We start from the raw sequence: 14,728 nt of genomic DNA, 5'->3' as shown, positions 1-14,728 counted from the left end.
GGGTCGCCCATTGTCGTTATTACGTCGGCTCAATGCCGAGTCGGCGCTGGAGCGTCAGGCGCATCGTTCCTCGGATCAAGATTGTCCCGAGCCTGAGCCACCAACAACTCTGCAATCCCCGCCAACTGCTGAATCGCCCCCAGCATCACCCTGTTCGAGCCATCCAGCTTGACGGCAAAATTCACAAGCACCGCATTCAGCGACGCAAGGGTTTCGCTGGCCTGATGCAAGAGAGTGAGGGTGTCGACGCCCGGGGCAACAGACAAGATCTGGTTGATCGGGACGGAACGTCTGGGCTTGCGCACTCGAATGCGGGTGTCGTGCTCGGTCGTGTCGCCCGCCCGGACAAGCTTCAGGTGAGTGGCATCGGTTGGGCGTTGCGGATCATTTTTGCCGAACTTCTTCATAGACGAGGCTCCTTTCTGGCCATTGGTTATTTCGTCCCTGGATCCCTCAGTGTTGCGGACTCCCACGTCCGACCGCGATGGTTGCGGTGGCTGACGAAGGCTAACGGCGCGCTCTGACAGAAACCAGTTCATGAAGTCCGACAGGACTTGCAGGAAATTTCCGAGACCAATGAAATCAGGCCCCCAGCGGTACACGCGGTTTTTATAGCCGCTGTGGAGGATCGATTTGAACCCGATTGTCGACCAATGCAAAACCTGTGGTGCTGCACAATGGCCCCCTCGTTAAAGATTACATACCCCACCCAAACCAAGTAGCATCGCCCTCTTTTTTCTCACCCCACCACCACGCATCAGCCCTCCATACCGCTTATCTGCGACAGGACTATGCTGAATCAGAGCATTAAGGGCTGACCCATGAAAGTACTGTTGGTCGATGATCACGCTGTGGTGCGCATGGCAATCGGGATGATTCTGGCCCGTGAGGGCCATGAGATTGTCGGTGAGTGCGACAACGGTGTAGACGCCCTCAGCAAGGCATTCGAGCTGAAGCCGGATGCCATTGTGCTGGACCTCGACATCCCGCGACTCGACGGCATGGCAGTCATTGACCGGCTGCGCATCGGCGGCAGCCAGGCCCATGTGCTGGTGCACACCGGGCTGAAAAGCCAGGCCTACGCGGCGCAGTGCCTGCGGGCCGGCGCATCGGGCTTTTTGTCGAAAATCGATGATCCGGCAGAAATCGTCGCCGCGCTCAAAGCCGTGGCCAGCGGCAAGACGTGGTTTCCGGTCAGCACGTTCGATTCGGTGCGCAAAAGCGATTTCGCCCACAACGATGCGCAGCTCCTGAGCGCCGTTACCCGCCGTGAACTCAAAGTGCTGCACGGTCTGGCACTGGGCAAGAGCAACAAGGAAATCGCCGACGACATGCTGCTCAGCAACAAGACGGTCAGCACCTATAAAACCCGCCTGATGGAAAAGCTCAACGTCTCGACGCTGCTGGAGCTGATCGAATTTGCCAAACGCAATGATCTGGTCTGACTCATGACCGCGATCCGCCGAGTGCTGCTGGGCGTGCTGATGCTCCTGTCCTATAGCGCGTGCGCAGAACCGCTTTCATTGCTCAGCCGCGCCGCGGACAGCAGCGTCGCGCTCACACTCACGGCCGCGCAACGCCAGTGGCTCCATCAAAATGCCGTGCTGCGGGTTGGCGTGTATCTGCCCGACCGGCCGCCGCTGGATATCACCGCCAATCAAAAGGATTACGAAGGCCTCTCCGCCGATTACCTCGACGTGCTGGCCCGTGGGCTCGGTGTACGTTTGCAGGTTAATCGCTATGCCAGCCAGGAACAGGCGCTGGCCGCGCTGCAACAGGGCGAAGTCGATCTGGTGCCGCGAATCAATCACCTCGAAGCCGTCCGTGCCGATCTGCTGCTGAGTGCACCTTACGCCTACGACCAGGCGGTGTTGATCAGCAAGTTCGGTACGCACTGGCCCGCAGACCACCCCCCGGCCGGCACTACCGTATTGTTCGATCCCGACTGGATTCAGCGGGAACGGGTTGCCTCATTGTTCCCGCAGTTGCAGGTCGAGTCGGTGCACTCGACCGATGAAGGTTTGGGCCGGGTTGCCTATGGCGAAGGAATGGTGCTGCTCACCGACGCCATTTCCGCGCAGTACCTGGTGGAGCGCAGCTATCAGCAAAGCCTTAAGCAGACGATCCAGCGCGACTCCGAAGGCCTGGGCTTCAGCTTTGCGGTACAGCGCGGGAACACGCCGTTGCGCACGCTGCTCAACAGTGCCCTGGCGAACATTTCCCCCCAGGAACGCGGCGTGATTGCCCGGCGCTGGGGCATCGGCGCCAATCCAAGGCTGGGTTACAGCCGTCTGCAATTGACGCCGGTGGAACAGCAATGGATCAAGGATCACCCGCAGATCGATGTGCTGGCCAACGACTTGTATTCGCCCTTCAGCTTTTTCGACGCGGAAGGTCGACTCCGCGGCATGGCGGCGGACTTGCTCGAACTGATCAATGACCGAACGGGGCTGGTGTTCCGTCCGAGCAAAATCACCTCCGTCGATGCCATGACCAGCCGGGCACAACGGGACCCGGTCAGCATCATTGCCGCGCTGACCTACAGTGAACGCCGCGAACCCGGCCTGATGTTCTCCCGCCCCTACGTGATCAACCCCTTTGTGCTGGTGACACGCACGCAACCCGAGCATTCGGGCCTGACGGGCATGAAAGGCCGGCCAGTCGCGCTCGTCAAAGGCTCGGCCGCCGCCAACTGGCTGGAACGCGAGTGGCCGGACATTCAACAGGTCGCAGTGGACGCGCCCATCGAGACGTATGAATTGCTCGCTGAAGGCCGGGTCGAGGGCGTCATCCAGCCGCAACTGGGCGCGACGTACCTGATCGACCGTTTTTTCCGTGGCCGACTGCAAATCGACTCGGTGATCGGCTCCCAACCCGCGCTGATCGGCTTTGCCACCGGGCATCAGAATACCGAACTGGTCTCGATCCTCAACAAGGCCCTGCTCGATATCCGTCCCGAGAAGTTCAGCGACCTGGCCAACCGCTGGCAGAACCCGCAGGAGAGTCAGGGCGGCTGGAGCGCTTACAAAAGCTGGTTCTATAAAGCGGTGCTGGGGCTACTGGTGGTAGTGCTGGCGATCCTGGCATGGAACCGCGGCTTGCGCCGGCAAATCGCCGAACGTCAGAAAGCGCAAAAAGCCCTGAATGACCAACTGGAGTTCATGAAAGTGCTGGTGGACGGCACGCCGCATCCGATTTACGTGCGCGACCGCCAAGGCTTGCTGCTGACCTGCAACCGCGCCTACCTGCAAGTGATGGAAATCGAACTGGAGCAGGTGCAGGGCAAAGGCCTGATCGAAACAAACATTCTTGCCCCCGACGACGCCTGGAGCTACAAGCGCATTCATCGCGCGACGCTCGACAGCGGCGAGCCGTCCTTCGACAACTTCACCATGACCGTCAACGGCAAGACGTACCACATTTACCACTGGGCACTGCCCTACCGCGATTCCGACGGCACCATGACCGGGGTGATCGGCGGCTGGATCGACCTTACCGAACAGCAGCATTTGCAGCACGCACTGCATCAGGCCAAGGACCTGGCAGAAGCAGCCAACCGGGGCAAGAGTCACTTCCTCGCGGTGATGAGCCATGAGATCCGCACGCCGATGAGCGCCTTGATCGGCGTGCTCGAACTGATGCGCGACCATCGCTCCGACGCGCAGCTGATCGACATCGCACAAAAGTCCGCGAGCGGCATGATGGAGCTGATCGGCGAAATTCTTGATCTGTCGAAAATCGAATCCGGCAAGTTCGAGCTGCGCAGCGGCACCTGCCATCCCGAGCGATTGGTCAGCACGGTGATTCAGAGTTTCGCCAGCCTTGCGCAGCAGAAAAACGTCGCGCTGGAATTCATCAACCAAGGGCTCGATACCGCGGTGGAGCTGGACTCGCTGCGGTTCCGCCAGATTGCGTCCAACCTGATCAGCAACGCGATCAAATTCACTCCGCAAGGTTCGGTGATGGTGCAGCTGTTGATTGAACCGCAAGGCGACCTCGCCCACGTGCGCCTGAGTGTTCAAGACACCGGTGTCGGCATGGATGATAAACAGCGCGAGCGGCTATTCCAGCCCTATACCCAGTTCGCATCCAACGACAGCGAGTTGCAGATCGGTACGGGGCTGGGCCTGGCGATCTGTCAGCAGTTGACGCAGTTGATGGGCGGGCGACTGAGCTGCGTCAGCGCGCCGGGACAAGGCTCGCGTTTTACCCTGGAACTCGACGCGGACCTGGCGCCTGACGACGCCCCGGTGCCTTTGGACAGCACTGAACACCTGGCACCGCTGCCGGCGCGCGATATCCTGATCGTCGAAGATCACGAGTTCAACCGCGTGGTGCTGCAACGTCAACTGGAGTCGCTGGGCATGCGCGTGACGTGCGCCGAGAACGGGCTCGAGGGATTGCGGGTGTGGGACCGGGAAATCTTCGACTACGTGATCACCGACTGCAACATGCCGCAAATGAGCGGCGACCAGATGACCCGCCAACTCAGGTCGGTCGAGGCCCGGGAAGGACGAACTGCAACCCATGTGGTCGGACTGACGGCCAATGCTCAGCCTCAGGAAATCCAGCGCTGCCTGGATGCCGGCATGAACGACTGCCTGTTCAAACCCGTCACCCGCTCGGCGCTTGAGCGCTATCTTCGCCAGGTCGAACAAGTGCAACAGGCGGCGGCCCCCTGCTTCGATATCTCGAAGGTCAGCGATATTACGGCGGGTGATGCGGCCATGACTCGCCAGTTGCTGGCCACGGTGCTGCGCACTAATCAGGAAGACTTCGACGCCATGCAGGCGCTGTATGCCGCTGGCGATTACAGCGCCATGGGGCGGCGCAGTCACAAGATCCTCGGCAGCGCGCGGATCATCCACGCGGCGCCGCTGATCAGCGCTTGCGAGGAACTGGAGCAGGCGTGTGGCCAGTCGATTCCGCTAGACGCCCTGAGTCGCCTGCATCAGGCCTTTGCCGAGCAGATGCAACGCCTGCAAAACAGCCTTCAAGAGCACCTCAACGGTCGACTTTTGTAGGACGCGTCCTACAAAAAGATAGGAAGCGCCTGCGTTATCCGCCTCGCCCACACCCGGAGAATCCGCGGCTCATTTCCATGCAGTCGGCGGATCGTTATGTTTACTTTTGGTGTACCGTTTTCTCGTGTCTCCCTGTCCGGCCTGTCCGGGGCATTGTTGATGCTGGGCTGCGCGCCTGCCGGCGCCTTTGCTGCCAGCTGCGACTCGCTCAACTGCCTGACAACGCCTCAGGCCAATGTAGCGGTGAACGATGGCTCGACGATTTACGTCGGTACGGGCGGCACTCTGACCGATAGCACCGTGAGCAATGGGTTCATCCAACTTCTGGACGGCGGGCGCGCGAACGGCACCACAGTCGATGGCAGTGGAAGGCTGAGTGTCTATGACTCTGCGGCGGCATTCAGCACCGTCGTTGAAAACGGCACCATGGTCGTCGTCGGTTCAGCCACAGCCCTGCGCACCATCGTCAACGACGGCAACCTGGAGGTGGCGCAGAACGCGGTGGTCAGTGATACCCAGCTCAAAGGCGGCACTATGTGGGTGTATACCGATGCCACCGCCAAGAACACTTTCGTCAACAACAGTCAGATGACCGTTTACGAAAACGGCAATGCCGACCGCACGACGGTCAATGACGGTGGCGAACTTTCCCTCAGCGAGAACGCCTCGGTCATCAACACCGTGGTCAATCAGGGCGGGATGATGGATAGTGGGGCTGGCCCGCATATCCACTTCACCACCGTCAATCAGGGTGGCCTCATGGTGCTCGGCGACCTGGCCGAAGCCAGTGACACAACGATCAATTCGGGTGGTGTTCTGCGACTCAAGGGTGATGCAGTGCTGGGCGGCGCGAACCATATCGCCGGTCAAGTCACGTTCGCCGATCCGGCCATCAACGGTTTTCACACGCTGACGATTAAAGGCCCGTTGACCGGCAATGGCAGCTTCCTGATGAGCACGGACCTGGCCTCACTGCAAGGCGACCTGATCAAGGTGCAAGGGCCGATCAGCGACAGCCACACCCTGGTGGTTGCCGACTCCGGGAACGCGCCGAGCGGCGAGCAGCAGCAACTGATGCTGGTGGATGGCAACGGTGGCAGCGGTGATTTTAAACTCCATGGCGGGACCGTCGATGCCGGCGCCTACCGCTACACCCTGCAACAGCACGACGACGATTGGTTCCTGGCCAAACCAGGCGAAAACACACCTGATCTGGATCCGGTTGATCCGGTAGATCCCATAGATCCGGCAGATCCCGTAGATCCGGTAGATCCGGCAGATCCCGTAGATCCGATCGATACGGTCGATCCAGTCAACCCGGTGACCCCACCCGTCACTGAACAGCCAGACAAGCCAGTCATCGCCCCGCCACCGCAAACGCCGCAACCGATCCAGACTCACCCTGTTCCTCAGGCAAAAGTTCTCAGCAAAGGCGCCAACGCGGCGGTCGCCAGCCACGCCGCCTCCGCTGCGCTGATCGGCGCGCAGATGAATGCGACGACCCAGCATTTGGGCGATCTTCGTTCGGGTAAGGATCAGGGAGGTCTGTGGATCCGTGGCTATGGCACTGAACAACGCCTGGACACAGGTGCCAGTCGCGCGTTCCAGCAACAGGTCAACGGCCTGGAAATCGGCGCCGACACGGCCCTGTCCTTTGCCGACGGTACGCTGTATGTGGGCGGCTTGCTTGGCAAGGGTCAGGCGCGGCAACACTTTGGCGAGGCCAGCAATGGCACGATCGACAGCGCGACGCTGGGGGGTTATGCCGCCTATCTGGACCGCAGCGGGATGTATGTCGATGGCGCGCTGAAATACAGCCACCTGAACAATGACGTCGACATCACCAGCAACCTCGGCGACAAGGTCAAGGCGCGCTACAAGAACCACGCCGTGAGTGCTGACGTTCAACTCGGCAAGACTATCGACCTAAGCCAGGGCTGGTTCGTTGAACCCCAAGCGGGGCTGCAGGTAGCGCGCATCAGTGGCGGCAGCTACACGGCGAGCAATGGCCTGAGCGTTAAACAGGATTCGATGGTTTCGCTGCAAAGCCGTGTTGGCGGGGCGTTCGGGCGAAATCTGCAGCCAGGCAATGGCGTTGCGGTGAAACCTTACGTCAAGGCCGCCTGGATCACCGAACATGCAGGTGACAGCACAGTGAACGTCAACGGGGCAAAACTCGACAGCCGCTTGCCGGGTTCACGAGCCGAGGTAGCGGGTGGCGTCACTGTGACGGCGGTTGAAAAACACAACTTCTTCGCCGAAGCGGGCTACACCAAAGGCAACGATATCGAACAGCCTTGGGCGCTGACGGTCGGCTATCGCTACAACTGGTAACGCCCCCAACCCTTGTGCCAAAAGGGCATCCCTGTGGGAGCGGGCTTACCCGCGAAGGAGCTGGCACATCCAACATCAAGGTTGCCTGCCAGACCGCTTTCGCGAGCACGCTCGCGCCCACAGTGGGTGGCGACGTTTACAAGAATCGGAGTCTGCTCACCCGGGGTCAATAGGGATTCAATCATCCGGCATTTCAGGAGGCTTGGCCGGTTTCGCCGGTTTTCCCGGTTTTGCACCCTTGGCGCCTTTAGCGGCCGGTTCGGCGACGACGGGCGTTGCGACTGTCGGCGGTGCGGCTTCTTTTTCGGCGGCTGGCAAGGCGTCGATGGTGTCGAAAATCTTCTTCAAGTCGACCGACTTCGATTCATCCCCCGAACTCTCGAACTTCTTCTCACCATCCTTGCCCACCAGGATGACTTTGGGAAACGCCCCCGCGCCGAGTTTCAGCGAGCGGATCAGCGCCATGGTGTCCTGCTGGCCGAGATCCTTGCCGTCGAGCTGACCGAACATGTTCAGCACGGTGTACACCCTGATATTGCGTTGCTTGACGCCATCCTTGTTGGCCGGATCGTCCATCGCCTTTTTCAGGCTCACCCAGACCGGGTCAACGGTACTCGAAGCAATCACAATCAGTGGCCGGGATCTGCCTTTGTCATTGTCCAGCGGTGAGCCGTCTTCGGCGGCGAGCAAGGGGCCGGCGAAAGCCAGCAAGGTAGTCAGGGTCAAAGACCTGATGAGCATGCGCATCTCCTTTTGATATCCACGCTCTAATGATTGCGCATCGCGGTGATCGTTCCGGGTGACGCACCGCAATTGTGTTCCGCCTTGACCAAAGCTTAGGTCAGGGCGGTCATTGCGCAACAGGCTGAGCTAATCTCATCCCTTATGACGATACACCTGATCCGCCGTGAGAACCCGCCATGAGCGCTCCATCATCCTCGACCAGCGGTATGCTGTGCTCCGTACTCTCCCCCCGTTGCCACTTTAAAGTTGAGACAAACGCGGGTTCCTGCCTGCTCCTGGCTGGTCAGCTCGACCGAGCCCTCTAAGCGTTCCATTATCCTTTTGACCAGGGCCAGGCCTACGCCCAACCCGCCTTGTTTGGTGGTAAAAAAAGGCTTGAAGACCATTTGTTGCTGTTGCTTGGTCATGCCCTTGCCGGTATCGCTCAGGATCATGCACACATGGCCGGTCTGCGGCGATTCAATCTCGATACTCAGCACGCCGCCCCTGGGCATGGCTTCCAGGGCGTTGGCAATCAGGCTATTGAGAATTTGCGTCAGCAACACCTGCTGACTAACCACTGGCGGGCAGACCTTGGGTGTGAAACGGACTTCAACGCCGGAGCGTTTGATCAGCGCGTCGAAGGCACCCAGGGTGTCATCAATGATCAAGACCAGATCCACCGCCTCATAGTCGTCATTCATCGGCCGCAACGACATCAGCAATTCACGAACCCAACGCGACATGCGATCGACCTGATTGATGATGTCGCCGATGTTCTTTTGCGTATTCTGGCTGGCGATTTCCTGGGCCAGTTCGGCGCTCGAGCGAATGTTCGCCAGCGGATTGCGCAAACTGTGGGCCACGGCCGAGGACATTTCACCCAGCGCCACGAAGGTTTCGTTGGCGATCAACTGTTTCTGCTGGCTCTCGAGCAGCTCGGACGCACGCCAGACAATCCAGAATAGCCCGAGGTAAATGACGGCACCACCAAGCAGGGTCGCCAGCCAGATCGACTTGAAACCACGCTGGATGCGCGCCACCAGGTCCGCAGGTTCTTTGTAGATCTCCACCATGGCGATCACTTTGCTTTTGTCGGCATTGAACATCGGGATGTAGTTCTCGATGAACAAGTACTTGGGTTCGCGCAGCAGCATCTGTTCGGGACGTTCTTCATCGATCTGGTGGTAGCTGGTGGACACGGTTTCCTTCATCTCAAAGGATTCGTCCAGCTCCTTATCATTTTCAATGCGCACGCCGACCAACTCCGGGTTGGTCGACCAGACCACCGTGCGATCCAGAGCGTACACCACCGCCAACAGCGTGTCCGGCAAGTGTGCGACATGATCGAGAAACTCTGTGCGGGCAGCCGCACGAGAGCCCGGATCGACGTCGGAATAGGCATTGTCACCTCGAGGATCGAGCATTTCGCCCATGGTTCTGTTCGGGGTAATCGAGGCGTGGCGGATTTCGGCATCACCAATGGCCTGAATGAATTGCGCGGTCAGCATGGAGTCGCGCTCGATGCTTTCCTCGACGACGAAGCGCGTAGATATATAACCCAGCCCCAGCGCCACGGCGGCGATGATGAAAAAACTGCCCAGGGAAAACCAGCGCAGCAGATTGAACTGACCACGCAAGCCCGTGCCTTCTCCTGCCGCCGTGTGCGGCAGCGCAGGTACTTTTTGGCGCTGGAGTATCTGCATGGGTGGCTCCTGAGTACTGGACGAAGCCTTTTCATCAGATCAGTGCAGGTGGCATTGATCGAGCCCGACGGCTCAATGATTGTATTCAGCTGCTATTGCAGCTGCGCCGCCTGCAACGATTGTTGACGGTCAGTTTCTTCCTGCAAAAAATCCATGATGGACTGCGCTGCGTCTTCATCCAGGCGCAGGTTGGGCATCGGAATCTTGTCAAAGCGCTCAAACAGTTCCAGCGCAATCGGGTCCTTCTCGGCAAGCATGCGGTCCGGTTCGCGGATCCAGCGATTGAGCCAGGCGGGGTCTCGCTGACGGGTCACGCCGATCAGGTCCGGGCCGATGCTGCGCATGCCGATGCCCTGCCCGTCTTGCGGCCCGAGGCTGTGACACGACGCGCAACGGGTGCGAAACAATTCTTCTCCGTTGCTCGGCGGACGAATCTCGGGCGCATTGGCGTAGCTCCCTTCGGCACTGGCCTGCTTCCAGTTCTGCAAGGTATTGGCCAACTGATCGGCGAGGATCCACGGGTTCTCGAACGGCGAGGCTTTCATCCAGCGACCGGTGCTCTGGTTGCCAACGATCAGGCTCAGGTTGTGATCCTTGCTGCGTCCGTTGTCGACGCCTTCGATAAACAGCCCGAGTTTTTTTCGCAGGTCGGTAACGGCCTCGAATTCGCCGGTGAGAAACTGCCAGCCCGGTCCCACCTTGAAGCGCTGGGCGTAGGCTTTAAGCACCTCGGGGGTATCGCTCAGCGGGTCGATGCTGATCGAGTAGAAAAAGATATCCTTCCCGACCCGGTCCCCGAGCAACTGTTGCATTTGGCGCAGGCGCGCGGTTTCCAGCGGACAGGAGTCGCTGCACGTGGTGAAGATGAAGTTGATCACCACCACTTTGCCCTTGATCAGGTCCTCGAAAAAACGCACCTGCCGACCGTCCTGATCGGTCAGCAAGGTGTTGGGGAAGTAATCGCCGCCCCAGGGTGTCGCCGATTCCGTGGGCGACGGTGCACCTTCATGAGCGAGCAGCAGCCAAGCGGCCAGCACGCCGGTGACCAGCAGCAAAATCAGGTGCATGCCCAGGGCGCGGGAGCGCGGCGTAGTTGATGTCATGTCGGCTCCCCTGCGGATCATGGTGTGACCGCTGCTTTGGTACCGTAGCCGTCGCCGGTGCGGAAGGTTGGCAGCGCAGCGGAGTTCACGTAGCGCACGCCATCCCAGCTCGGCAACGGAGTCGGCATCAACTGCACTTGCCCGGGTTTTTCAACGTCCCAACGCAACAGCATTGAGTTGTCCTCATGCTGAGTGTTGTGGCAGTGCTCCATGTAGGTGCCGGCGAATTCGCGAAATTGGATCGCAATCTCGACATTGTCCGTACCATCCTTTTCCGAACCGACGCGATACACGTCCTTGCGTGCCCATTTTTCCCATTCCGGTGGTGGCTTGCCGCCACGGCTGAGGATGATCCCTTCCTCGAAGTGCACGTGCACCGGGTGGCCCCAGCCCGTGTCATTACCCTTGATGTGCCACACTTCCAGCGTGCCGAAGCCCGTGGCGCCGGCATCGGTCGGACCGCTGGCCAGTTTGGTCGAGGTGTTCAGCCGACGTGGGTCCATGCGAAACCCGAAACCGCCGTCGGTCTTGACCGTCCAGGGTGCTTCATCGGTGCCATCAGAACGGCCGAAAGTAAAGGTGCGGTGACGAGCCTGAGCCAGCAGCGCCTTGTCGGCCGCATTGTCGCGATGGATTTTCAGCGGGATCATAAACAGGCCTTCAGCCTTGCCCGGTTTGGCCGGCTCATAAGCGGCCGGGTCCATGGCCAGGTCCTGACCGGTGTAAGCCTTGACGTTGAGTTGCAACACCTTGCCTACCGCCGGATCACCGTCCTCCCACTTTGGCCCCTTGCTGGTTTGCTTGATGATCGCCCGGTACTTCTCGGACAGCACGTCAGCCAGGGCGACGGGTTCTTCCGGACCCTTGCCGTCTTGGTGCACCAGCAGGTTGACGAAGAACAGCTTGTCGCCTGGTTTGATCCCGTTTTTCGAGAAGTTAACGATGATGTCGAAACGCTCGGCGATGCCCAGGGTTGGCAGGATCGCGTTGTGGTTCTGTTTGTCACCGTCGGCATCCAGGTCCATGGTGCCGTCGAACGGCACGGCGTGTTCCATGATATTGCCGTCGTTGGCGATCAGGTGGAACGGCACCCGGGCATACGACACGCCCGACCCGACAGGCCCTTGGAACTCGCCGCTGGTGCCCTTGATCTCGCGCACCAGCGCCATCTTGAAGTAGCGCGACACGGAGCCGTTGAGCATACGGAACCGATAGCTGCGGGCACGGACGTCCAAGGTTGGTTTCCACTTCCAGTTGACCAGCACCTGGTCACCGAGGAAGCCGGCAGTGTTGAAGGGGTTGAACCACAGTTGACCGTTCTTATCCCACGCCTTGTCGGCAAACATCAGGTTGACGTCGTAGTCGCGGTTACCCCAGGGCAAGGCGCTGCCGCTGGGGAGGCGCAGGTTGACGCCGTCATTCACCGATTCATTGGCGCGGTCCAGGGCGCTGTAGTAGTTCATCATCGCCGCGTTGCCCTTGTAGACGTTCTGCGCGGTGAAATCGAGCATGTGGTCGTGGAACCAGTGGGTGCTCATGGTTTCGCGCCAGTCACCGCGGATTTTGATCATCCCGTTGTCGCAGGTTTTGCGGCCGGGGGCGAGGTCGTTAGTCCACAGGGTTTCGCCCGGCGAGCACGGAAACGCTGCACGCGGGTCTTCAGCCTTGGTGTTGATGCTGTCGTAACCGGCCAACTGGATCGGCCAGCGATAGTCGTAGAATTGCCCAGGGAAGAAAAACGCATTGGTGTAACCGTCGCTTTCCGCCGGTGCGTGGCCGTTGTGTTCGTGGGTGGTGATGGTGTGCAGACCAAAACCCATGTTCGCCGACGGGTCGATCGGCAAGCCGTTGTAATGACGCATCAACACGGGTTGCCCGTACCGCACCATGAGCAATTTTGGCGGCAAGGTGCCGTCGAAGGTCCATAGCGAGTTGAGTTTCTGCACCGGCATTTTCGGATGAAAACGCGGTTCAGATCCTTTGGAGGTGCCTGCTGTCGCTGGCACGCCCGCCACATTGTAATAGAGACCACTGGGACCGAACTCACCCACGGCATAGCGGTGCATCTGGCGACTGTCACGCAAACCGGTATTCACCCGTGCGCCGGCTTGCACGGTCTTGTAGGCCACCTGCGGGTAAAACTCGTTCCAGCGCTGGTGCGACCAGCCTTTTCCTGGCGGACGGCCTTCAGCCGACGAGCCGATACGGCGGTTGAGGAAAAATTCAATCTGCTTCTGCCAAGGGTTGCGGTCGACCACGTTGGAATACTGGCTGGGGAACGGAGTCAGGCCTGGTTGACGCAAGAACGCGTCGAGCGCCGCACTCGGCGGAGCGCTGCGTGCGACGCTGGTGGGATCTTGTTGTGGCAGCGGGCCAATGGCGGCGGGTGGAAACGGCAACAGTGCCGCCGGGGTGGTGGGGTCGAGTTTTTCCACACCGAATTCTTCGAACAGCGCCAGTGGTTGAGTGAACGGCAGAGCACCATACAGCGGACTGGGTTTTCCGTTGGTGGGGTAATTGAAACTGGTCTGCAGCGCTGGCGGCAGGATGTTTTCCTTGCGCGTGGTGTCTTTGCTGCCTTTGACGCCACCCGGCAAGTCGAAGGAATCGAGGTTAGCCGGGGGCATGGTCAAAATGGCGTTCAAGGCGCCTACTTTGTCAGTCGGTTCGTCGTAGTACGCTGAAGGGTCGGAGGGTTCGGGCTGTCGTTCGTCGTCGATCGGGCTGGCGCGAAGGTTTGTTGTGCCGAGCGTCATTGTCAGAAGGACGCTCAGGGGCGTCAGGAGACCAAACCATTTGCAGGGGTGCCGCGCTTTTCTGTCCATCACCAGCCGCCTCTAAATCGTGAAGGGGGTAATGGGAGGAGTGCAAGGAGTTCGCCAGATTCGTAATGTTCTATACAAAGCATCAATACCCAGCAGAACAATGGCTTATCAACATCAATTTGCCATGCCCAAAAAGCGACTGGGGCATGGCACCCGCTACTGGGTAAAGTTCCTCCCCATATTCAGGGAATTCGCTTGAACAACAGACGGACACACCGTGCCGTCGCCCTCGCGACTTTCCCGACTGAACACCCCGCCGCACCGCTCCATCATCCGCTTGACCTGCACCAGGCCACCTTGCCTGGTGGTGAAAAAAGGCCGGAACGCCAGGCTGCGTTGCTCCAGGATTTTTGCGACAGGAACAGCCTGGCGTCTTATCAGCTTGTTCAGCAGTCAAGAGTCCGTGGGAAGCATTCATCACGTTTGGATTACAGGTGGCGGGCGCGTCGAAAACCGATCAACAGAAACAGGGTGAACAAGCCGAGGACAAACCCAAGACTAATCGCCGGATTTACCACTGGCTCAAGGTGATCTTCTTCGCAGGCAGTGCTATTGAATTGCGCGACAGTAATTCGCTGATGATCCATAGAAGACCGCGTTTGGCCAACTTGGATCGCCGCCTGTTGCTCTAGATCCAACGCCTGATACTTCCAGAGCGTTGAAGATCCTTCTCGGCAGTAGGTAAATTCAGCGGGATGTGAAGCGGCGATAATACAAGCGTCGTTGATGCCCATTTTTTGCAGCGTTTCTGTTGCGGATCGGGTGAAGTCCAGCTCGAAGACCGGAATGATCCCGGTAGCAGAAGCGGTGAGCGAAACCAACAGGCTGCTCATGGCGCAGGTCGTTGAAATGTTCAAGGTCGGGCTCCCCTATTTCCATTCCCTGGTCAAATGTTGATCGAGCGTTTCCCACGAACCGACATACGGCGTGGCAGAGTGGTTCACGCATTTTCGGCCGAACAAACGGCCAGAGTTTTAAAAAAACGGAGGGCATCCATTGCCCTCCCCTCCGAT

The 14,728-nt window shown here is 59.4% G+C and carries 9 protein-coding genes and 1 pseudogene; 3 read left to right on the top strand and 7 right to left on the bottom strand.

The genetic code is table 11. The annotated features are described in order from the left end of the window. Positions 1 to 29: 29 nt before the first annotated feature. On the bottom strand, positions 30 to 407 hold the full coding sequence (locus AC1ROI_RS03560; RefSeq protein ID WP_042932867.1) for a DUF6124 family protein: 378 nt from the start codon (positions 405 to 407) through the stop codon (positions 30 to 32). 414 nt (positions 408 to 821) lie between these two features. On the opposite strand from AC1ROI_RS03560, the gene AC1ROI_RS03555 reads away from it, so the two are divergent. From AC1ROI_RS03555 to AC1ROI_RS03545, 3 genes are all read left to right on the top strand, one after another. After that, a complete protein-coding gene (locus AC1ROI_RS03555; RefSeq protein ID WP_083377204.1) occupies positions 822 to 1,445 on the top strand; it encodes a response regulator transcription factor in 624 nt (207 codons plus the stop codon). 3 nt (positions 1,446 to 1,448) lie between these two features. Beyond that, entirely contained in the window at positions 1,449 to 5,024 is a 3,576-nt protein-coding gene (locus AC1ROI_RS03550) for an ATP-binding protein (protein WP_102593397.1), read from the top strand. Between the two features lie 96 nt (positions 5,025 to 5,120). After that, positions 5,121 to 7,358, top strand: coding sequence for an autotransporter outer membrane beta-barrel domain-containing protein (locus AC1ROI_RS03545; protein WP_102593396.1), 2,238 nt, complete (start codon positions 5,121 to 5,123; stop codon positions 7,356 to 7,358). Between the two features lie 177 nt (positions 7,359 to 7,535). Here the strand turns inward: AC1ROI_RS03545 and AC1ROI_RS03540 are convergent, their stop codons facing one another. The 6 genes and pseudogenes from AC1ROI_RS03540 to AC1ROI_RS03515 form a co-directional block, all read right to left on the bottom strand. Further along, positions 7,536 to 8,099, bottom strand: a complete 564-nt coding sequence (locus AC1ROI_RS03540) for a DUF4174 domain-containing protein (RefSeq protein ID WP_083377207.1) — start codon at positions 8,097 to 8,099, stop codon at positions 7,536 to 7,538. A gap of 191 nt (positions 8,100 to 8,290) precedes the next feature. Continuing rightward, a complete protein-coding gene (locus AC1ROI_RS03535; protein WP_102593395.1) occupies positions 8,291 to 9,787 on the bottom strand; it encodes a sensor histidine kinase in 1,497 nt (498 codons plus the stop codon). Between the two features lie 92 nt (positions 9,788 to 9,879). Continuing rightward, entirely contained in the window at positions 9,880 to 10,890 is a 1,011-nt protein-coding gene (locus tag AC1ROI_RS03530) for an SCO family protein (RefSeq protein WP_102593394.1), read from the bottom strand. A gap of 17 nt (positions 10,891 to 10,907) precedes the next feature. Then, positions 10,908 to 13,715, bottom strand: a complete 2,808-nt coding sequence (locus AC1ROI_RS03525) for a multicopper oxidase domain-containing protein (protein WP_102593393.1) — start codon at positions 13,713 to 13,715, stop codon at positions 10,908 to 10,910. A gap of 182 nt (positions 13,716 to 13,897) precedes the next feature. Beyond that, a pseudogene (locus AC1ROI_RS03520) lies at positions 13,898 to 14,057 on the bottom strand (two-component sensor histidine kinase); the annotation flags it as partial. Between the two features lie 86 nt (positions 14,058 to 14,143). Further along, a complete protein-coding gene (locus AC1ROI_RS03515; RefSeq protein WP_156375902.1) occupies positions 14,144 to 14,548 on the bottom strand; it encodes a hypothetical protein in 405 nt (134 codons plus the stop codon). Positions 14,549 to 14,728: the final 180 nt, after the last annotated feature.

The sequence above is a fragment of the Pseudomonas sp. GW823-FHT02C02 genome (assembly GCF_058797635.1).
This window is presented reverse-complemented; position numbering and strand designations above follow the sequence as displayed.